Origin of the sequence: Mesoflavibacter sp. SCSIO 43206 (assembly GCF_019904215.1) — a bacterium.
Lineage (GTDB): Bacteria > Bacteroidota > Bacteroidia > Flavobacteriales > Flavobacteriaceae > Mesoflavibacter > Mesoflavibacter zeaxanthinifaciens.
Genome location: NZ_CP063201.1, coordinates 2379042 through 2398474 on the forward strand (window position 1 = coordinate 2379042; position 19433 = coordinate 2398474).

At 31.0% G+C, this 19433-nt stretch carries 22 protein-coding genes; 20 read left to right on the forward strand and 2 right to left on the reverse strand.

Annotated elements, in window-relative coordinates:
* Positions 1 to 46: 46 nt before the first annotated feature.
* Together hemN and INR78_RS10945 are read right to left on the reverse strand one after the other, a co-directional pair.
* Positions 47 to 1411: an oxygen-independent coproporphyrinogen III oxidase gene (hemN, locus tag INR78_RS10940; protein WP_223076544.1), complete on the reverse strand. Its 1365-nt coding sequence runs from the start codon at positions 1409 to 1411 to the stop codon at positions 47 to 49.
* Positions 1412 to 1484: 73 nt separating this feature from the next.
* Positions 1485 to 2141 carry an HAD family phosphatase gene (locus INR78_RS10945; RefSeq protein WP_027879831.1) on the reverse strand — a complete coding sequence of 219 codons (657 nt, stop codon included), beginning with the start codon at positions 2139 to 2141 and terminating at the stop codon, positions 1485 to 1487.
* Between the two features lie 78 nt (positions 2142 to 2219).
* Here INR78_RS10945 and INR78_RS10950 point away from each other — a divergent pair, with 78 nt between their 5' ends.
* The 20 genes from INR78_RS10950 (at position 2220) to INR78_RS11045 (ending at position 19412) form a co-directional block, all read left to right on the forward strand.
* The gene (locus tag INR78_RS10950) at positions 2220 to 2852 is read left to right on the forward strand and encodes a Crp/Fnr family transcriptional regulator (protein WP_223076545.1); all 633 of its coding nucleotides are present in this window, start codon (positions 2220 to 2222) and stop codon (positions 2850 to 2852) included.
* A gap of 65 nt (positions 2853 to 2917) precedes the next feature.
* The gene (locus INR78_RS10955; RefSeq protein WP_106678531.1) at positions 2918 to 3712 is read left to right on the forward strand and encodes a sulfite exporter TauE/SafE family protein; all 795 of its coding nucleotides are present in this window, start codon (positions 2918 to 2920) and stop codon (positions 3710 to 3712) included.
* Positions 3713 to 3810: 98 nt separating this feature from the next.
* Positions 3811 to 5226: a rhodanese-like domain-containing protein gene (locus tag INR78_RS10960; protein ID WP_106678529.1), complete on the forward strand. Its 1416-nt coding sequence runs from the start codon at positions 3811 to 3813 to the stop codon at positions 5224 to 5226.
* A gap of 120 nt (positions 5227 to 5346) precedes the next feature.
* Positions 5347 to 5706 carry a rhodanese-like domain-containing protein gene (locus tag INR78_RS10965; protein WP_255593066.1) on the forward strand — a complete coding sequence of 120 codons (360 nt, stop codon included), beginning with the start codon at positions 5347 to 5349 and terminating at the stop codon, positions 5704 to 5706.
* 8 nt (positions 5707 to 5714) lie between these two features.
* Positions 5715 to 5984 (forward strand): heavy-metal-associated domain-containing protein, encoded by a 270-nt coding sequence (locus INR78_RS10970; RefSeq protein WP_223076546.1) that lies wholly within the window; start codon positions 5715 to 5717, stop codon positions 5982 to 5984.
* Positions 5985 to 5986: 2 nt separating this feature from the next.
* Positions 5987 to 7003 carry a DUF3365 domain-containing protein gene (locus INR78_RS10975; protein ID WP_223076547.1) on the forward strand — a complete coding sequence of 339 codons (1017 nt, stop codon included), beginning with the start codon at positions 5987 to 5989 and terminating at the stop codon, positions 7001 to 7003.
* Between the two features lie 11 nt (positions 7004 to 7014).
* Positions 7015 to 7311 carry a thioredoxin gene (trxA, locus tag INR78_RS10980; protein WP_106678517.1) on the forward strand — a complete coding sequence of 99 codons (297 nt, stop codon included), beginning with the start codon at positions 7015 to 7017 and terminating at the stop codon, positions 7309 to 7311.
* On the forward strand, positions 7311 to 7913 hold the full coding sequence (locus INR78_RS10985) for a methyltransferase domain-containing protein (RefSeq protein WP_027879839.1): 603 nt from the start codon (positions 7311 to 7313) through the stop codon (positions 7911 to 7913). The genes trxA and INR78_RS10985 overlap by 1 nt, the downstream gene beginning before the upstream one ends.
* A 141-nt stretch (positions 7914 to 8054) precedes the next feature.
* Complete coding sequence (locus tag INR78_RS10990) at positions 8055 to 9317, forward strand: FAD/NAD(P)-binding oxidoreductase (RefSeq protein ID WP_223076548.1); 1263 nt, start codon at positions 8055 to 8057, stop codon at positions 9315 to 9317.
* A gap of 139 nt (positions 9318 to 9456) precedes the next feature.
* A complete protein-coding gene (locus tag INR78_RS10995) occupies positions 9457 to 9600 on the forward strand; it encodes a hypothetical protein (RefSeq protein ID WP_169558270.1) in 144 nt (47 codons plus the stop codon).
* A gap of 160 nt (positions 9601 to 9760) precedes the next feature.
* A complete protein-coding gene (locus INR78_RS11000) occupies positions 9761 to 10423 on the forward strand; it encodes a peroxiredoxin (protein ID WP_106678511.1) in 663 nt (220 codons plus the stop codon).
* Between the two features lie 83 nt (positions 10424 to 10506).
* Positions 10507 to 11844: a rhodanese-like domain-containing protein gene (locus INR78_RS11005; protein WP_223076549.1), complete on the forward strand. Its 1338-nt coding sequence runs from the start codon at positions 10507 to 10509 to the stop codon at positions 11842 to 11844.
* 148 nt (positions 11845 to 11992) lie between these two features.
* Positions 11993 to 13348: a cytochrome ubiquinol oxidase subunit I gene (locus tag INR78_RS11010; RefSeq protein WP_223076550.1), complete on the forward strand. Its 1356-nt coding sequence runs from the start codon at positions 11993 to 11995 to the stop codon at positions 13346 to 13348.
* Between the two features lie 9 nt (positions 13349 to 13357).
* Positions 13358 to 14395, forward strand: a complete 1038-nt coding sequence (gene cydB / locus INR78_RS11015) for a cytochrome d ubiquinol oxidase subunit II (RefSeq protein WP_223076551.1) — start codon at positions 13358 to 13360, stop codon at positions 14393 to 14395.
* Between the two features lie 87 nt (positions 14396 to 14482).
* A complete protein-coding gene (locus INR78_RS11020) occupies positions 14483 to 15094 on the forward strand; it encodes a TetR/AcrR family transcriptional regulator (RefSeq protein WP_027879845.1) in 612 nt (203 codons plus the stop codon).
* A gap of 1 nt (position 15095) precedes the next feature.
* Positions 15096 to 16346, forward strand: coding sequence for a TolC family protein (locus INR78_RS11025; protein ID WP_223076552.1), 1251 nt, complete (start codon positions 15096 to 15098; stop codon positions 16344 to 16346).
* A 10-nt stretch (positions 16347 to 16356) separates the two neighbouring features.
* Complete coding sequence (locus INR78_RS11030) at positions 16357 to 17250, forward strand: HlyD family secretion protein (protein WP_223076553.1); 894 nt, start codon at positions 16357 to 16359, stop codon at positions 17248 to 17250.
* Positions 17251 to 18153, forward strand: coding sequence for an ABC transporter ATP-binding protein (locus tag INR78_RS11035; protein WP_223076554.1), 903 nt, complete (start codon positions 17251 to 17253; stop codon positions 18151 to 18153). It begins immediately after the preceding gene.
* Positions 18154 to 18199: 46 nt separating this feature from the next.
* The gene (locus INR78_RS11040; protein ID WP_106678499.1) at positions 18200 to 18928 is read left to right on the forward strand and encodes an ABC transporter ATP-binding protein; all 729 of its coding nucleotides are present in this window, start codon (positions 18200 to 18202) and stop codon (positions 18926 to 18928) included.
* 97 nt (positions 18929 to 19025) lie between these two features.
* Entirely contained in the window at positions 19026 to 19412 is a 387-nt protein-coding gene (locus tag INR78_RS11045; protein ID WP_036227234.1) for a GxxExxY protein, read from the forward strand.
* Positions 19413 to 19433 lie beyond the last annotated feature (21 nt).

Consider the following 19433-nt stretch of genomic DNA (forward strand, 5'->3'; position numbering starts at 1 on the left):
AAGGTTTTAAAGGTTTTTTTTATGATTTAAGCTTTAATTAACATGCTTAAATTGTCATAGAAAAAAGTTGTGTTTCTGGTTTGTTTCTTTGTAGTAACAAATCAAAAGCCATACATATGTTTCTTATAAATGGTTTGCCTTTTTCTGTAACAAAAATTTGATTTAGTTTTATGTTTACTAATCCATCTTGTTGCATTTCTTGTAATTTGATTAGTATTTCTGGTATTTCTTCAAAATACAAACCATTTGACATCCAACTTGTTTTAAAATGACACATTAAATTTAAAATATGTTGTCTTATTATTAGGTCTTCTGTAGTTAAAATATGACCTCTAAATACAGGTATTATATTATCGTTTATAAGTTGATAATAGTCTTCAATATTTTTAACATTTTGTGCAAAAGCATACCAGCTATCACTTATAGAAGATACACCTAAACCAATCATAACTTTAGTTTTTGATGCTGTGTAGCCCATAAAGTTACGATGCATGGTTTCGTTTTTACTAGCTTTATACAAACTGTCTGTTTTTAGTGCAAAATGATCCATGCCTATATCGTAATAACCTGCATCTGCTAGTAGTTTTTTACCTAATTGATATTGGTTTTGTTTACTGTTTGCTTTTGGCAAATCACTGTCTTTAAAACCACGTTGTCCATTACCTTTTATCCATGGGACATGGGCATAGCTGTAAAAAGCAATACGGTCTGGTTGTAACGCTTTTGTTTTTTTTATTGTTGCTTCTACATGTGCTTCTGTTTGAAAAGGTAAACCAAAAATTATATCATGTCCAATAGAGGTGTAACCAATTTCTCTAGCTTGTTCTGTAACACGTTTTACGTTTTCAAAAGGTTGAATGCGGTGTATTGCCTTTTGTACTATTGGGTTGTAGTCTTGTACACCAAAACTAACACGTCTAAACCCTAAATTATATAAGGTTTGTAAATGTTCTTTTGTGGTATTATTTGGATGACCTTCAAAGCTAAATTCATATTCATTAGCAAGTTCTGCTTTAGCTTTAAGACCATTAATTAGAAGTGTTAAATTTTCTGTCGAAAAAAATGTTGGTGTTCCGCCACCTAAGTGAAGCTCTTTGATAATTGGTTTGTCATCAAACAACTCGCAATATAAATTCCATTCTTTTAAAACAGCTTCAATATAAGGAGTTTCAACTTCATGGCGTTTAGTTATACGTTTGTTACAACCACAAAAAGTACATAAACTTTCGCAAAAAGGGAGATGGATATAAAGACTTATACCTTCTTCTTGATTACTTTCATTAAAAGCTTTTATAAGGCTTTCTTTCCATTTGTTAGAAGAAAACGTTTCTGTATTCCAATATGGTACCGTTGGATAACTTGTATATCTAGGTCCGGCTACATTGTATTTGTTAACTAAAGAAAAGCACATAACTAATTTTTTATAATTCAAAATTAGTGTGCAAAAACTATTTAAAACATGACATTGGTCATAACACTATAAATTAAATAAGTGTTTTAACTTTTTGATAAGGTATTTGTTTAAAAGAAGAAATTACTAAATCTGCTTGACTATAATCTTGATTTTTTGAGTGTAAACTGTCGTATCCAATACAATAACTACCTGCAGATTTTGCTGCTTTTATACCGTTTGTAGAGTCTTCTATAACAATACAGTGTTCTTGTTTAAAACCAGCTAATTGAGCTGCTTTTTCAAAAATTTCTGGATGTGGTTTTGATGCTTTTAAAGTAGCACCACTAATTTTTGCTTTAAAATACTGGTCTAATTCAAACCTTGTAAACACCTTGTTAATTGTACTATTTGAAGCTGAAGAAGCTAAAACTAAAGTTAAACCATTATTAAAATAATCTACAATAATATCAAGTACACCATCTAAAAGCTGTAAACTTTCGTCTGTTTCAAATAAACCATTAAAGTGACTACGCTTGCACAATTCTAAATCTTTAGGATTAGCTTTTAAATTAAAATGATTAACAAGTTTGGTACAAACATTTCTTGTAGATTGACCAGTAAAACTTTCGTATAAATTTTTAGTTACATCAATTTTATAGTCTTCAAACATTTTGTGATAGGCTTTATTGTGTAAAGGTTCTGTATCTACAATTACACCATCCATATCAAATAACACAGCTTTTAACATAAACAAGATTAAATTTTAGCAAACTTAAACTTAATATTACTTAAAATACATAACTTTACGTAGAAAAATTATTCTAAAATGATAGAAGAGCTTAAGCAGTATTATGGCTATTTATTTGAAGATGAATTACTTCAAGAAATAAACAATGTTGGTACTTATAGAGATATTCCAGAAGGACTTAAATTGATAGAAATAGGAGACTACATAAAATCTATGCCACTATTAATTAGCGGAGCTATTAAGATTTTAAGAGAAGATAAAGAAGGAGATGAGCTTATTCTTTACTTTATAGAACAAGGTGATACTTGTGCAATGACATTATCCTGTTGTTTAGGAGATTCTAAAAGTGAAATAAGAGCAATAGCCGAAACAGATGCAAGGTTAATAATGGTGCCAGTTCAAAAAATGGAAGAGTGGCTTGGCAAGTATAAGTCATGGCGTAATTTTGTGTTACAAAGCTATCAAAACAGAATGACCGAGCTTTTAGAAGCTATAGATACTATTGCTTTTTTAAAAATGGACGAAAGACTATTTAAGTACCTTAAAGATAAAGCAATGGTAAATCATAACGATGTGATACATGTTACACATCAAGAAATAGCTTCAGACTTGCATACATCAAGGGTTGTAATATCAAGACTACTTAAAGCTCTAGAAATAAATGGTCGTATAGAGCTACACAGAAATAATATTAAAGTACTTGACTTATAAACCTGTAACAAATGTTACAAAAAAACAAGCTAATCATTATTAGTTTTGAGTACTAACTCTTAACTATGGAAATACAATATATACTTGGATACATAGGCGCATTACTAATAGGTCTTGTTTTAGGCTTAATTGGTGGTGGCGGATCAATACTTACAGTTCCTATACTAGTCTATCTTTTAGGGATCAATCCAATTACAGCTACAGCATATTCTTTATTTGTGGTTGGTAGTTCTGCTTTAGTTGGAGCTTTAAAAAACATTCAAAAAAAATTAGTAGACTTTAAAACAGCAATTGTTTTTGCTCTTCCTGCATTTACAGCAGTATTTTTAACACGTAAGTATTTAGTACCAGCAATACCAGAACAATTTTATAAAATAAACAATTTTATAATCACAAAAGATATTGCAATAATGTTACTATTTGCAGTATTAATGCTTTTAGCTTCAATATCTATGTTAAAAAGTAAAAAAGAAGTTATAGAAGAAGATGTAAGCCTTAATTTTGTGGTTTTCTTTTTTCAAGCGGCATTTATAGGTGTCTTAACAGGATTAGTTGGTGCTGGTGGCGGATTTTTAATCATTCCAACACTAATGTTTTTTGCTAGAATGTCTATAAAAAATGCTGTAGCAACTTCGTTATTAATCATAGCTATTAACTCGTTAATAGGATTTATAGGAGATGTTCAAAATATAGAAATAGATTGGTTGTTTTTATTAAGTTTTACATCCATCTCTATTATTGGTATATTTATCGGCACATATCTTTCAAAATTTATTGAAGGCGCAAAACTTAAAAAAGGATTTGGATGGTTTGTACTCGTTATGGGGATATATATAATCTTCAAAGAGTTAACTAAATGATAATTGTAACTTTTGTTACATCTATATAATTACAAATCAATTAATTTTATAACCCATTAATAATCAATTTTTAAAATTGAATTAGAACATAAAATAACATGAAAGTAGAACAAATTTATACTGGTTGTTTAGCTCACGCAGCGTATTACATAGAAAACAATGGAGAAGTAGCAATAATAGATCCGCTTCGCGAAGTTCAGCCATATATTAATAGAGCAAAATTAGACGATGCAAAAATCAAGTATGTTTTTGAAACGCATTTTCACGCAGATTTTGTTTCTGGTCACTTAGATTTAAAAGAAAAAACAGGAGCTAGCATTGTATTTGGACCAACAGCAAAACCAAATTACGAAGCAATAGTAGCAGAAGACGGACAAATCTTTGAAGTTGGTAACTACAAGATAAAAGTTATTCATACACCAGGTCATACAATGGAAAGTACCACATATCTTTTAATAGATGAAAACGGTAAAGAACACGGTATTGTTACAGGCGATACATTATTTATTGGTGATGTAGGTCGTCCAGATTTGGCGCAAAAAGTGGTAGAAGATTTAACTCAAGAAAAATTAGCAGGATATCTATACGATTCTTTACGTAACAAAATTATGCCATTAAGTGACGATTTAATAGTGTATCCAAATCACGGTGCAGGATCGGCATGTGGTAAAAACATGAGTAAAGAAACTACAGATACTTTAGGAAATCAAAAAAAGGTCAACTATGCTTTAAGAGCAGATATGACCAAAGAAGAATTTATAGAAGAAGTTCTTGACGGTTTATCAGAGCCACCAGGATATTTTCCTCAAAATGTAATGATGAATATTACAGGTTACGAAAGTTTTGATAACGTTATCACTAAATCTAATAAACCGTTATCACCAGAAGCTTTTGAAGCAGCAGCAAATGAGACTGAAGCTATTATTTTAGATGTACGTCATCAATCAGAATTTGTAAAAGGTCACATACCACGTTCAATCTTTATTGGTATAGATGGTGGATTTGCTCCTTGGGTTGGTGCTTTAATTGTAGACGTAAGTCAGCCAATACTCTTAGTGGCTCCAGAAGGAAGAGAAGAAGAAGTGGTAACACGTTTATCTCGCGTTGGTTTTGATAACGTAATAGGTTATTTAGATGGTAGTTTTCAATCTTGGAAAAATTCTGGTAAAGAGTATGATACTATAACTTCAATTTCAGCAGAAGAATTCGCTAACCGTTTTGAAGATAATAAAGACGTTGTATTTGATGTACGAAAAAATGGAGAGTTTACTGCCGAACACGTTGACGGAGCAAAAAGTACACCATTGGATTACATAAATAATTATTTACAAGAATTTCCAGATAACAAAACATTTTATGTGCATTGTGCAGGAGGATATAGATCTGTAATAGCAGCTTCTATTTTAAAAAGTAGAGGCATCCACAACTTAATAGATGTTGGTGGCGGTTACGGTGCTATCAAAAAAACAGATATACCAGTAACAGACTATGTTTGTCCATCAACATTAAAGTAGTTTTAAGTTTTTTAGTTAGTTAAAAGTGTGTGTTACAAATCTGTAGCACACACTTTTTTTTGTAACAAAGGTTACCAACAATAGTAACAAATTGACGTAATTTTATAGAAATTTTTATAGATGAAATACATACTCATTATGTCAATATTTTCATTTTTATTCGGAAATAATTCAGTACAAGATAAACCAATAAAAGTATTATCTCCAGAAGAATTTAAAGCCGAAATCCAAGATAAAGACGTGCAATTAATAGATGTACGTACACCTGCTGAATTTGAAGCAGGACACATTGAAGGCGCTAAAAATATAGACTTTTTTTCGGGCAAATTTAATGTAGAATTTGACAAATTAGACAAAGAAAAACCAGTTTACATTTATTGTAAAAGCGGAAATAGAAGCAGACAAACCGCTAACAAATTAGCAGAAAGAGGTTTTAAAGAAATCTACGATTTGCAAGGCGGAATTTTAAATTATAAATAAAAACAAATATGAAAACATCAATAATAGTTCAAAACCTAAAATGTGGTGGTTGTGCAAACACCATTTCGACTAAATTATCAGAAATTGAAACAATTTCAAATATTCTAGTAGATGTAGAAGAAAGTAAAGTCACTTTTAATGTATCACACTCAGAAGATGCAATAGAGGTTAAACAAAAACTAAAAAGTTTAGGTTATCCATCAATAGAAGACGAAAACGGATTAGTATCTAAAGCTAAATCTTTCGTCAGTTGCGCGACTGGTAAATTATCAAAATAATCATGAAACAGTTACTTATAATTTCAGTTTTAGCAATCACTTTTTTTAGCTGTAAAGATTCAGAAAAGAAACAACACTCTGCGTTAGATGTACAATTACAAGCTAACAATCATCCTGGTAAAAAGCTAATGGAAAAACATTGCTACGTTTGTCATAGTCCAACTGCTAGTCATGACGATAGGATTGCGCCTCCAATGATTGCAATTAAAAGGCATTACATAAATGAAGATACATCAAAAGAAAAATTTGTCGCAGAAATAAATACTTTTATAAAAAACCCAACTAAAGAAAATACAAAACTCTATGGTGCTGTAAAACGCTTTGGTGTTATGCCAAAACAATCTTTCCCAGAAGAAGATATTAAGCAAATTGCAGAATATATGTTTGATTTTGATATTGAGCAACCAGAATGGTTTGAAGATCATTTTAAAGAAGAACAAGGTAAACATAAAGGTCAAGGCATGGGTAACGGAAAAGGTAAAGGAATGGGACAAGGCATGCACAAACAACAAGCAGAGGTTAATTTTGAAGATTTGCCTTACGACGAACGTGGTTTAAAATATGCATTAACTACAAAAGCAGTTTTAGGAAAAAACTTGATGGGAACCATTCAAAAAAAAGGAACTTTAGAAGCGTTAGCATTTTGTAATGAGCAAGCTTATCCGTTAACAGATAGTATGAGTGTTGTACACAATGCTAATATTAAAAGAGTTTCAGATAAACCAAGAAATCCTAATAATAAAGCAAACGCAATAGAGCTTGATTATATCAATACCTTTAAAAAACAGTTGGCAAATCAAGAAGAGATTAGTCCAATTGTAAAAGAAGATACAGATCAAGTACACGTGTATTATCCAATCGTTACAAATAGTATGTGTTTACAGTGTCATGGTAAACCTAACGAAAATATTAAACCTGAAATAATAAAAAAGTTAACTTTGTTATATCCAGAAGACCAAGCTACAGGTTATATAACAGACCAAGTTAGAGGTATTTGGAGTATTAGTTTTGATAATTAAAACATTTAGGTATGAGTAAGTTTTCAGATATTATAAATCAAGACAAACCTGTTTTGATAGATTTTTTTGCAGAATGGTGCGGACCATGTAAAATGATGAGTCCTATTTTAAAAGAAGTAAAAGACAATTTAAAAGAGCGTATTTCTATTATAAAAATTGATGTAGATAAAAATCAAGCATTAGCCGCAAAATATCAGGTTAGAGGCGTACCTACACTTATGATTTTTAAAAACGGAAAACAAGTTTGGCGCCAATCTGGAGTGCTTCAAAAAAATGAAATTATTAACATTATCACTAATTTAGATTGATGGATTTATCTGAAAAATATTGGGATACGCGTTATAAAATTGATGATATAGGTTGGGACTTAGGACAAGTTTCACCACCATTAAAAGCTTATTTTGATCAGTTAGAAGACAAAAACTTAAAGATTTTAATACCTGGCGGCGGTAATAGTTATGAAGCTGAATATTTACACAATCAAGGTTTTACAAATGTTTATGTTGTAGATGTATCTAAAACTGCTTTAGAAAATTTTTCAAAAAGAGTGCCTAACTTCCCAAAAAACCACTTAATACAAAAAAACTTTTTCGATATAGATACAACTTTTGATCTTATTGTAGAACAAACTTTTTTCTGTGCAATAAATCCTAATTTAAGAGCAGCCTATGCAGCAAAAGCTTATGACTTGCTAAACCCAAAAGGTAAAGTTGTAGGATTATTATTTGATGCACCATTAAATACGGATAAACCACCATTTGGAGGTTGTAAAGAAGAGTACATTAATTACTTCAAACCGTATTTTAAAATTACCATTATGGAAAATGCTCACAACTCAATACAACCAAGAGCTGGTAGAGAATTATTTTTTAGAATAGATAAAATAGAAAAAGAAACTATATTTTTTTAGTTTTTGATAAAAAACTGCGCTTAATATTATTAAAAAGCTATTGTTTTGTTTGTTGTGTAACAAAAGTTACAATTTTTGTCTTAAAACACTATTATTTTTATCAAGATTGAAAACTAACAAACTCACTAAATAAAAATAATAATGAAATCTCACTATCAAATTCTAGTAATTGGTGGCGGAACAGGAGGAATCATGACTGCAGCCAATTTACTATCCAAAAATAAATCGTTAGATATAGGTGTAATCGAGCCAGCAGATTGGCATTATTATCAACCAGCTTGGACATTAGTTGGAGCAGGCACATATGATTTTGATAAAACAAAACGTCCTATGTCATCTGTTATGCCAAATGGCGCAGATTGGATAAAAGATTACGCTACAGTGTTTAAACCAGAAGAAAACACCGTTGAAACTAAAGAAAACGGAGCAATAACGTATGATTTTTTAATCGTATCTCCTGGTTTAGTTATGGATACATCCTTAATTGAAGGTCTAACAGAATCTTTAGGAAAAGGTGTAGTTTGTAGCAATTATACAGACCCAAAACATACTTGGGATGTAATTAAGAATTTTAAAGGAGGTAATGCTGTGTTCACACAGCCAACAACACCAATTAAATGCGGTGGAGCACCTCAAAAAATAGCCTATTTAGCAGCAGATTATTTCAAGAAAAATGGATTGAAAAATAAAACTAATGTTGTTTTTGCAACACCTGGTTCTGTAATTTTTGGTGTGAAAGAAATTAGAGAAAGCCTAATGCAAGTAATTAGTAGATATGGTATTCATTTTAAACCATTTTACGCGCCAATTAAAATTGATGGCGAAAACCAAATTGTAACCTTTAAAGGTGTTGGAACTGGAGAAAATAAATGTGTGATAAATGAAGATAACGAATTAAGAGAAATCATGTCTGGCGAGTCAATTATAGAAATGCCTTTTGATATGCTTCACATTGCGCCACCACAAACAGCACCAAAATTTGTTAAAGAATCTCCGTTAGTTAATGAAGCTGGTTGGTTAGATGTAGATAAACACACTTTGCAACATAATACATACGCTAATATTTTTGGTTTAGGTGATGTTGCTGCGTTACCTACAGCAAAAACAGGAGCTGCGATACGTAAGCAAGTACCTGTAGTTACAGATAACATTTTACAATTAATAGCACATAGCAAAAAAGGAAATAAATCATACAACGGTTATTCATCTTGTCCATTAGTAACCGGATATGGTAAAATGATTTTAGCCGAGTTTGATTACGATAATAACTTTATTCCAGATCCAAAACTTAAACAAATGCTTGTTTTTAATAGCGAAAAAGAGCATTGGCGACTTTGGATGTTAAAAAAATATGGATTACCATATTTATATTGGAACAAAATGATGAAGGGAAAAGAAGTGTAAATATCATCATCTTAATTAATAGCGTAAAGCATCTGATAATTTCAGATGCTTTTTTAGTTTTAATGACAAATGTCATATTTCATTATGTAAATCAGTTATACCTTTACATTGTAATAATTAAAGACTAAACTAATCAATTATGGTATCTCAAAATATATCTCTTTATAGCTGGAGTAACGGTGTAATAATGATTGTTATTTTTGGTATTGTTTGTTTAACCCTTATAGGTTTTGCTATAAAGTTTATGAGTGGAGAAAGTAAAAAGGATGATACTAAAGAGTAGCTTTTTTATTTAAATTTGGTTAAAGAGTGCAAGTAATTGCACTCTTTTTTTTTAAACTATTGTTAAATTTCAATCTTATGTAACAAATGTTTCAAATAGATTAAATCTATTGTTTTAATTTTATGTCATAGAAATTTAATATTTAAAACATATAGTAATTATGGAAACAAACAATGAAATAAACCAAGTAAATACTATGCCAAGAATTGGTGATCAAGCACCAGATTTTGAAGCAGTAACTACTAAAGGAAAAATTAAATTTTCTGATTTTGCAAAAGATAAATGGGTAGTAATGTTTTCTCATCCAGCAGATTTTACACCAGTTTGTACAACAGAAATGAGCGGATTTGCAATAAGAAAACCAGAATTTGATGCACTTAACACAGAGCTTATTGGCTTAAGTATAGATAGTATACACGCACATTTAGGTTGGGTACAAAACGTAAGAGAAAATACAGGTGTATATTTCGATTTTCCTATTATCGCAGATATAGATATGAAAGTATCTAAGCTTTACGGAATGCTACAACCTAACGAAAGTGAAACAGCAGCAGTGCGTGCAGTTTTCTTTATAGATCCAAGTAAAAAAATACGTCTTGTAATGTATTACCCATTAAATGTTGGTCGTAATATGGACGAAATTTTAAGAGCTTTAGAAGCACTTCAAACGTCGGATAAATACAAAGTAGCGATGCCTTTAGATTGGAAAAAAGGAGATAAAGTAATTGTTGGACCACCAAAAACTTTAGACGAGTTAAATGAAAGAATCAACGACGATTCTCTTGAAAAAGTAGACTGGTATTTAGCAAAGAAAAACCTATAAAATACTCTTAAAATATCGGTCTTTTCATCAAGTTAAGACCGATTTTTTTTATCTTATTTTCATCTAAACCAAAACTAAATAAAATGAATATTACTCAATTTGAAGACAAGCCATTAGCACATTATTCTTATGCAATAATTAGCGATAGTAAAATGGCAATTGTAGATCCTTCCAGAGATCCAAAACCTTACTATAAGTTAGCCGAAAAAGAAAATGCAAAAATCGTTGCGGTTTTTGAGACGCATCCGCATGCAGATTTTGTAAGTAGTCATTTTCAAATTCATAAAGAAACTGGCGCAACCATTTTTGTAAGTAAATTAGTTGATGCTAATTATCCTCACAAAACTTTTGATGATGGCGATGTTTTTAACCTAGGAAGCGTTCAGTTTTCTGCAATAAACACACCTGGTCACTCACCAGATAGTATCACAATTATTGCAAAAAATAACGCAGATTATGCGATGTTTTCTGGCGATACGTTATTTATAGGCGATGTTGGTCGTCCAGATTTACGTGAAAAAGCTGGAAATATGAAAGCTAAACGCGAAGAATTAGCCAAAAGTATGTATCAAACCATGCAAACAAAATTTAACGATTTACCAGACAATACCATTGTTTATCCAGCACACGGCGCAGGTTCGCTTTGCGGTAAAAATATGAGTAAAGATGCATCAAGTACTTTAGGTCGAGAACGTGAAGAAAATTGGGCGTTTAAAAATTTATCTGAAGACGATTTTGTCAATCATATTTTAAAAGATCAACCATTTATTCCTTCATATTTTGGATATAACGTAGATATAAATAAAGTGGGCGCAAAAGATTATGAAAAGTCAATTTCAGAAGCAAACTTTCAATTTAAAGCAGATAGTTTTGAAGACAACGCCTTAATTATTGATGTTAGAAATGAAGCTGATTTCAAAAAAAATCATCTAAAAGGTAGTATAAATATTATGGCAAAAACCGAAAATGATAAGTTTGAAACTTGGTTAGGATCTATCGTCAAACCAGAAGAAGCATTTTATGTGGTTTTAAATTCAGTTGAAGATAAAGATGAAATACTACATCGTATAGCCAAAATTGGTTATGAAGATCAGTTGCAAGGCATTCTTACTTTAGATGATTCATCTTTTGAAAGTACAGAAAAAATAGATTTATCAGACTTTAAAAATAATCCAAATCAATACACAATTATTGACATAAGAAATAAAAGTGAAGTAGAAGAAGGTAAGTTTTTTGAAAACGCTATATCAATTCCTTTGAATGAATTAAGAGATTCAGAAAATCAAATTCCAACTGAAAAACCAATAGTTGTACATTGTGCTGGTGGTTACCGTAGTGCAGCAGGAAGTAGTATTATTTCCAACTTAAAAAATAATGCAAAGGTTTACGATTTAAGTGAAGCTGTGTCACAATTTAAATAGTCAAACTTCATAAATAAAGTAAAAAGCCAGTTGTATTTTAATCATTGCAACTGGTTTTTTTTATGCTAAATGTTAAAGTTTTTAATATGTAATATTTATTACATTCAACCAATAATCTGTGTCGTATTTTTGTTAGAAACTTACAATTATGGATGTAGAAATCTTAGCCCGAATTCAATTTGCCTTCACTGTTGCTTTTCATTATATCTATCCGCCATTAAGCATTGGTATCGGATTAATCATGGTTATTTTTGAAGGTTTATATCTTAAAACAGGTAAAAAAGAATACGAAATTTTAACTCGTTTTTGGTTAAAGATTTTCGCCATAACCTTCGGTATTGGTGTAGCAACCGGAATCATAATGGAGTTTGAATTTGGTACCAACTGGTCTGTATATTCCAAATATGTTGGTGATATTTTTGGAAGTGCTTTAGCTGCAGAAGGATTATTTGCTTTTGGACTAGAAAGTACCTTTTTAGGCATCTTAATTTTTGGATGGAATCGTGTATCGCCTAAAGTTCACTTTATATCAACAATAGGCGTGTTTTTAGGATCAATGTTTTCGGCAGTTTGGATTGTTGTAGCCAACAGTTGGCAGCAAACACCAGCAGGTTATCATATTGTAGGCGAAGGATTAAATGCTAGAGCAGAAGTAACCGATTTTTGGGCAATGGTTTTTAATCCATCTAGTGTAGATCGTATAATTCACGTTTGGCAAGGCGCATTTTTAGCTGGTGCATTTATGATTTTAAGTGTTCATGCTTACTATTTATTAAAAGGAAGGTATGTAGAAGTTTCTAAAAAAGCTTTTAAAATAGCATTATCTGTAGCTACAATAATTTCGTTAACACAATTAGTGTCAGGTCATAGTTCTGCAGATGGTGTTGCAATAAATCAACCTGCAAAATTAGCTGCTATGGAAGGTCATTACGAGCAATCTGCTGCTGCCGATTTATATTTGTTTGGTTGGGTTGATCAAGCTTCAAAAACGGTTACAGGTATTGGTATTCCTGGCGGATTATCATTTTTAGTGCATCAAGATTTTAACAAACCTATTGCAGGTTTAAATGCGTTTCCTGAAGATGAAATTCCTACGCAAGTCAACGCTGTTTTTCAATTTTATCATATCATGATTTCTATAGGTATGTTTTTTATTGGGTTAACATTATATGCTAGTTATTTATGGTGGCGTGGTAAGTTGTTTGATAAAAAGTGGTTACTTAAAATATTTGCATTTTCGGTATTACTGCCTCAAATAGCCAATCAAGCTGGTTGGTTTGCTGCCGAAATGGGACGACAACCTTGGGTTGTTTATGGTCATTTAAAAACAAGCCAAGCGTTTTCTCAAGAGGTATCTGCTAATCAAATTCTATTCTCATTAATTTTGTTTTTTGTGGTTTATGCCATCTTATTTTTACTGTTTTTATACTCATTAAACAAGAAGATAAAGCATGGTCCTTATGATGAATCTGAAAATCCAAATGAATTTTTAAAGTACACGTAATTGAAAGTTATGGAAACATTTTTAGGTATAGATTATCCAACATTATGGTATTTAGTAGTAGGACTTTTGTTTTCTGGTTATGCTATTTTAGAAGGTTTTGATTATGGTGCTGGCGCATGGCATTTATTTTTAAAAAAAGATATAAGTAGGCGTATAGCCATAAATGCAATTGGTCCTCTTTGGGATGCTAACCAAGTATGGTTAATTATTGGTGGCGGTGCATTGTTTGCAGGTTTCCCTGTAATGTACGCAACTATGTTATCGGCAATGTATATTCCGTTTATGCTGTTTTTAATGTTATTGGTGTTACGCTCTGCAGCTATAAAGTTTAGAAGTGCTGAAGAAATGAAATGGTGGCGAAAAACTTGGGACATCATTTACTTTACGTCAAACACATTAATTGCTTTTTTACTTGGCGTTGTTTTAGGAAACGTATTGCAAGGTTTTGAATTACACGAAAACTTTGTTTATAAAGGTGGCATTTTCTTTTCGTTTTTAAATCCATATTCATTAATGGTTGGGTTTACAACATTATCCATTTTTATGACACAAGGAGCTATTTTTCTTCTTTTAAAAACAGAAGGAAAACTACATGATAGATTATCTTTTTTACTAAAAAGAGGAATGGTGTTCTTCATTGTCAGTTTTGCAGTTACATCTTTTTACACGTTAACGTATCTTCACGGTGTAACCGATAAATTTAAAGAACAACCTATATTTTTCGCATTACCAATTTTAGCATTTTTAGCAGTAGCCAATGTGCCAAGATTAGTATCTAAAAAGAAATACTTTTATGCATTAGTATTTTCGTCATTAATCATGGCATTTTTATTAATGTTAGTAGCTTTTCAATTGTATCCAGTGTTGTTGCCTTCAACTATAAATCCAGAATATAGTGTAACTATTTACAATGCAGCATCATCACAAAAATCATTAGGGATCATGCTTACTATTGTACTAATTGGTGCGCCACTTTTAGCATTTTATTTCTTGTTTTTATACAAAACGTTTAATGGAAAAGTAAAGTTAGATGATACAAGTTATTAAATAAATAGATTAAAAATAATCAAACAGAGTTGTGTTTGATTATTTTTTGTACATTTGTTAACCACTTGGTTAAACCATATAGTTAAAATGAAAAAAACAAAAGACGAAAATACCGAAGAACAGATACTTGAAGCTGCCAAAAGCGTATTTCAATCCAAAGGAATGGATGGCGCACGAATGCAAGAAATAGCAGATAAAGCTGGAATTAACAAAGCCATGCTTCATTATTATTATAGAAGTAAACAACTATTGTTTGAAGCGGTTTTTAACAATGCGTTTTCATTATTGGCACCTCAATTAAACGCCATTTTAAATGATGATTCTTCTATTGAAGACAAGATTAAAAACTTTACTTCTAACTATATATCATTCATTGTAAAGCATCCATATTTGCCAAATTTTATCATTCAAGAATTGAATAGAAATCAAGATTTTATTTTAAAATTAAAAGACAAAGGTTTTCCAAATATTGAAAAATTCAAAAAACAAGTAAATGAAGACGTTGCTAAAGGACTTATAAAACCAATTAGTGCAGAACAATTATTTATAAATATAATGGCTCTGAATATTTTCCCTTTTGTGGCAAAACCTTTAATCATGGCATTTACAAATTCAGATGATAAAAATTATAAATTACTAATGGAAGATCGTAAAACAGAAGTTGCCAATTTTATTATTAATTCCATAAAGACGACATAAAATGAAACAGTTAATAGTCATTTTCGCAATCTTAATCACGCTACCAAGTGTTGCACAGCAAAGCATCACCTTAGAGCAATGTTACCAATTAGTGATAGAGAATTATCCTTTAGCAAAACAGACGCAACTATTAGATGCACAAAACAAATTGGATAAAGAAGTGGTTTCTACATCAAAATTACCACAATTAAGTTTAGATGCACAAGCAACATATCAGTCTGATGTGATTGAAATTCCTATTCCAAATGCTGGTATAGAACCTTTAAACAAAGATCAATATCGTGCTACATTATCTGTTAATCAACTTATTTATAATGGAGGTGCAACTGATGCAACATTAGATTTAAAATCGGCACAACTTAAAACCAAACAAAAGCAGGTTGAAGTCAGTTTGTATCAATTAAAACAGCAAATCAATCAATTGTATTTTTCAATTTTATTAGTACAAGAATCAGAGTTGTTACTAAACGCCAAAAAAGAACAATTAGAAGTTAAACTGAAAGAAGTACAATCTGGAATAAAGTATGGTGTTATTTTACCATCGTCCGATAAAGTTTTGGAAGCCGAATTATTAAAATTAAGCCAACAATTTAAAGAGCTAGTAAGTAATAAAGCAAGTCTTATTGCAACGCTTTCTAGTTTAATAAGTAAACCATTAAATGATTCTGTAGTATTTCAAAATCCACTTGTAGAAACCGGTTTACAAACCGAATTAGCTAGACCAGAATTGGAATTATTTCAACTTAAAAAAGAAGAAATTACAACTTCAGAAAATGTATTATCCAAGCAAAACGCACCTAAATTACTAGGTTTTGCATCAGGTGGTTATGGTAATCCTGGATTGAATATGTTGGATAATTCGTTTCAACCTTTTTATACAGTTGGTGTAAAATTGAACTGGAATGTATTCGATTGGAATTCTAATAAAAAACAACGTGAATCTTTAGCAATCAATAAAGATATTGTGGAAAATGAAACCGAAATTTTTAAACTAAATACAAACATTCAACTAAATCAACAACAAAAAGAAATTGATAAAATTGAAGAATTTATTGCATCAGATCTAGAAATCATCAACTTAAGAAAAGAGGTTCTCAAGTCAACAGATTCACAACTCAAAAATGGTGTGATTACATCTTCAGCATACATTACAGAATTCACCAATTTATATGAAGATGAAAATACGTTGGTAAAACATAAAATTCAGTTACAACTCGCAAAAGCTAATTATAATGTTATTAAAGGTCAATAAAATAAGTCAGATGAAAAACTACAAATACATAATAGGATTTAGCATCATAGCAATCAGTTTATTGTCTTGTGGAGATGATAACGGAAAAGCAGATGGTTACGGAAATTTTGAAGCTACAGAAATAACCATTTCTGCCGAAAATAACGGAAAATTGATGCAATTTGACGTAAATGAAGGTGATATTGTTCAAAAAGAAACCTTTTTGGGATATATCGATACAATTCCGTTAACGCTAAAACGTGAACAGTTGGAAGTGTCTAAAGCTGTAATTAGTTCAAAATCTAAAGGTGTTTTATCTCAAATTGCTGTGTTGAATTCAAAATTAAAAACAGCAAACACCAATAAAACACGAGTAGAAAATTTAATAAAAGACAACGCAGGAACACAAAAACAATTAGATGATGTTACCGGAGAAATAGATGTTATTAAGCAACAAATTAGAGGTGTTGAAATCCAAAACGCACCTGTGGTAAACGAGCTAAAATCTATTGACGTGCAGTTAAAACAAATAGAAGACCAAATTCAAAAAAGTAAAATTATAAATCCAGCAAACGGAACCGTTTTAACCAAATACGCAGAACCAAACGAGATTACTGCTTTTGGAAAACCATTGTATAAAATTGCCGATTTAAACACCATGCAACTACGCGTTTACATCAGCGAAACACAATTAGCCAATATAAAAATCGGACAAGAAGTAACGGTTAAAATTGATGATTCAGATACAATGAAATCTTATAAGGGTAAAATTAGTTGGATTGCTTCGGAAGCAGAATTTACACCAAAAATTATTCAAACTAAAGAAGAACGCGTTGCATTAGTTTATGCTGTAAAAGTAGATGTAAAAAACGATGGAAGCTTAAAAATAGGCATGCCTGCTGAAATGTGGTTAACTAAAGAATAAATGAGCATTCATATTACTAACATATCAAAATCATACAAAAACGTAAAAGCCTTACAAGACATTTCTTTTGATGTTAAAGCAGGTGAACTTTTTGGTTTAATTGGTCCTGATGGCGCAGGAAAAACTACGCTATTCAGAATTTTAACAACATTGCTAATTGCAAACGAAGGTACAGCAACAGTTGCAGGTTTTAATGTAGTTTCAGACTATAAAAACATTAGAAATAGCGTTGGTTACATGCCTGGAAAATTTGCGCTATATCAAGATTTAACTGTCGAAGAAAACTTAGAATTTTTCGCTACCATCTTCGGTACAACCATTGAAGAAAATTACGAGTTAATCAAAGATATCTACGTGCAAATAGAACCTTTTAAAGCTCGTAGAGCTGGTAAACTTTCTGGAGGAATGAAGCAAAAACTCGCTTTATGTTGTGCTTTAATCCATAAACCCAAAGTGTTGTTTTTAGATGAGCCAACTACAGGAGTTGATCCAGTTTCTAGAAAAGAGTTTTGGGACATGCTAAAACGTTTACAACAAAAAAACATCACCATTTTGGTATCCACACCTTATATGGATGAAGCCGCTTTGTGTGATAGAATTGCCTTGATTCAAGATGGAAAAATTTTAGAAATAGATACACCAGAAGCGATTGTAAAACATTACCCAAAACCAATTTATAACGTGAGCGCAAATAATATGTACCAACTTATTAATAGTTTAAATGCTTATAAACACAATCATAGTGTGTACCCTTTTGGCGAATTTGTGCATTATACAGATAATAGAACAGATTTTAATCCTGAAGATTTAAAAGTGTATTTAGAATCTAAAAATTTATCAAACATAAACATTGATAAAACAGTAGCAACCATTGAGGATACCTTTATGGAATTAGCAAAATAAAAAATAGCCCTCACAGGTTTTTAAAACCTGTGAGGGCTTAAAAAAAATGAAGAATAACAACGTCATACAAGTAGAAGGCTTAACCAAAATGTTTGGAGATTTTACTGCTGTAAATGCTATAACTTTTGAAGTTAAAAAAGGCGAAATATTTGGTTTCTTAGGCGCAAATGGAGCAGGAAAAACCACAGCTATGAAAATGCTGATAGGAATTTCCAATCCTACCTCTGGAAAAGCAAATGTAGCTGGTTTCGATGTGTTTACACATGCTGAAGACATCAAGAAAAGCATTGGTTATATGAGTCAGAAATTTGCCTTGTACGACGATTTAACAGTGAAAGAAAATATTACTTTTTTTGGAGGTATTTATGGATTATCCAGAAAACGAATCAAAGAAAAATCGGCAATTTTAATTGAGGAATTAGGATTAGAAAAAGTAGCAAACAAACTCGTTGGCGCATTGCCCTTAGGCTGGAAACAAAAACTATCATTCTCTGTATCCATGATTCACGACCCTAAAATTGTGTTTTTAGATGAACCAACAGGAGGCGTTGATCCGATTACCAGACGTCAGTTTTGGGAAATGATTTACAAAGCAGCCAACCAAGGTACAACGGTTTTTGTTACCACACATTATATGGATGAAGCAGAATATTGCGACCGAGTTTCCATTATGGTTAATGGTAAAATAGAAGCTTTAGATACTCCAAAACAATTAAAAGCGCAGTTTGAAGTAGATAATATGAATGATGTGTTTTTAAAACTAGCAAGAGGATGAAAATGTTTCCCGCAGATTTCACAGATTTACGCAGAAAATAGATTTAAAAAATCTGCGCTTATTTGCGAAATCAGCGGTAGATAAAAATAAAATAATTATGGAACAAAAAACAGAAAATGAATTATCCTTTATCATCAGAGGAGCGATTTTTAAAGTCTTTAATGAATTAGGTCCTGGTTTATTAGAATCTGTATATGAAACCGTTTTAATGTATGAATTAGAAAAACAAGGATTATCTGTAAAAAGACAAGTAGCATTACCAATTTTTTATGATGATATTGAATTAGAAATTGGTTACAGATTAGATTTATTAATAAATAATAAGGTAATAATCGAAATCAAATCAGTAGAAACTTTAGCAAAAGTTCATCATAAACAAGTTCTAACTTATTTAAAAATTTCAGAACTGAAGTTAGGCATTTTAGTGAATTTTAATGTCGATGACATCACAAAAGGCATTTACAGAAAAGTAAACGGACTATAAAAACAAAAAAAATCTGCGGTA

Bases quoted from the DNA above. Each gene is read 5' to 3' on its own strand.
- INR78_RS11045 (WP_036227234.1), top strand. From the start codon at position 19,026: ATGGAACAAAAAACAGAAAATGAATTATCCTTTATCATCAGAGGAGCG.
- INR78_RS11030 (WP_223076553.1), top strand. From the start codon at position 16,357: ATGAAAAACTACAAATACATAATAGGATTTAGCATCATAGCAATCAGT.
- INR78_RS10990 (WP_223076548.1), top strand. From the start codon at position 8,055: ATGAAATCTCACTATCAAATTCTAGTAATTGGTGGCGGAACAGGAGGA.
- INR78_RS10945 (WP_027879831.1), bottom strand. From the start codon at position 2,141: ATGTTAAAAGCTGTGTTATTTGATATGGATGGTGTAATTGTAGATACA.
- INR78_RS10965 (WP_255593066.1), top strand. From the start codon at position 5,347: ATGAAATACATACTCATTATGTCAATATTTTCATTTTTATTCGGAAAT.
- INR78_RS11000 (WP_106678511.1), top strand. From the start codon at position 9,761: ATGGAAACAAACAATGAAATAAACCAAGTAAATACTATGCCAAGAATT.
- INR78_RS10970 (WP_223076546.1), top strand. From the start codon at position 5,715: ATGAAAACATCAATAATAGTTCAAAACCTAAAATGTGGTGGTTGTGCA.
- INR78_RS11040 (WP_106678499.1), top strand. From the start codon at position 18,200: ATGAAGAATAACAACGTCATACAAGTAGAAGGCTTAACCAAAATGTTT.
- trxA (WP_106678517.1), top strand. From the start codon at position 7,015: ATGAGTAAGTTTTCAGATATTATAAATCAAGACAAACCTGTTTTGATA.
- INR78_RS11020 (WP_027879845.1), top strand. From the start codon at position 14,483: ATGAAAAAAACAAAAGACGAAAATACCGAAGAACAGATACTTGAAGCT.
- INR78_RS10975 (WP_223076547.1), top strand. From the start codon at position 5,987: ATGAAACAGTTACTTATAATTTCAGTTTTAGCAATCACTTTTTTTAGC.
- hemN (WP_223076544.1), bottom strand. From the start codon at position 1,411: ATGTGCTTTTCTTTAGTTAACAAATACAATGTAGCCGGACCTAGATAT.
- INR78_RS10955 (WP_106678531.1), top strand. From the start codon at position 2,918: ATGGAAATACAATATATACTTGGATACATAGGCGCATTACTAATAGGT.
- INR78_RS11010 (WP_223076550.1), top strand. From the start codon at position 11,993: ATGGATGTAGAAATCTTAGCCCGAATTCAATTTGCCTTCACTGTTGCT.
- INR78_RS10950 (WP_223076545.1), top strand. From the start codon at position 2,220: ATGATAGAAGAGCTTAAGCAGTATTATGGCTATTTATTTGAAGATGAA.
- cydB (WP_223076551.1), top strand. From the start codon at position 13,358: ATGGAAACATTTTTAGGTATAGATTATCCAACATTATGGTATTTAGTA.
- INR78_RS10960 (WP_106678529.1), top strand. From the start codon at position 3,811: ATGAAAGTAGAACAAATTTATACTGGTTGTTTAGCTCACGCAGCGTAT.
- INR78_RS11005 (WP_223076549.1), top strand. From the start codon at position 10,507: ATGAATATTACTCAATTTGAAGACAAGCCATTAGCACATTATTCTTAT.
- INR78_RS11025 (WP_223076552.1), top strand. From the start codon at position 15,096: ATGAAACAGTTAATAGTCATTTTCGCAATCTTAATCACGCTACCAAGT.
- INR78_RS11035 (WP_223076554.1), top strand. From the start codon at position 17,251: ATGAGCATTCATATTACTAACATATCAAAATCATACAAAAACGTAAAA.
- INR78_RS10985 (WP_027879839.1), top strand. From the start codon at position 7,311: ATGGATTTATCTGAAAAATATTGGGATACGCGTTATAAAATTGATGAT.
- INR78_RS10995 (WP_169558270.1), top strand. From the start codon at position 9,457: ATGGTATCTCAAAATATATCTCTTTATAGCTGGAGTAACGGTGTAATA.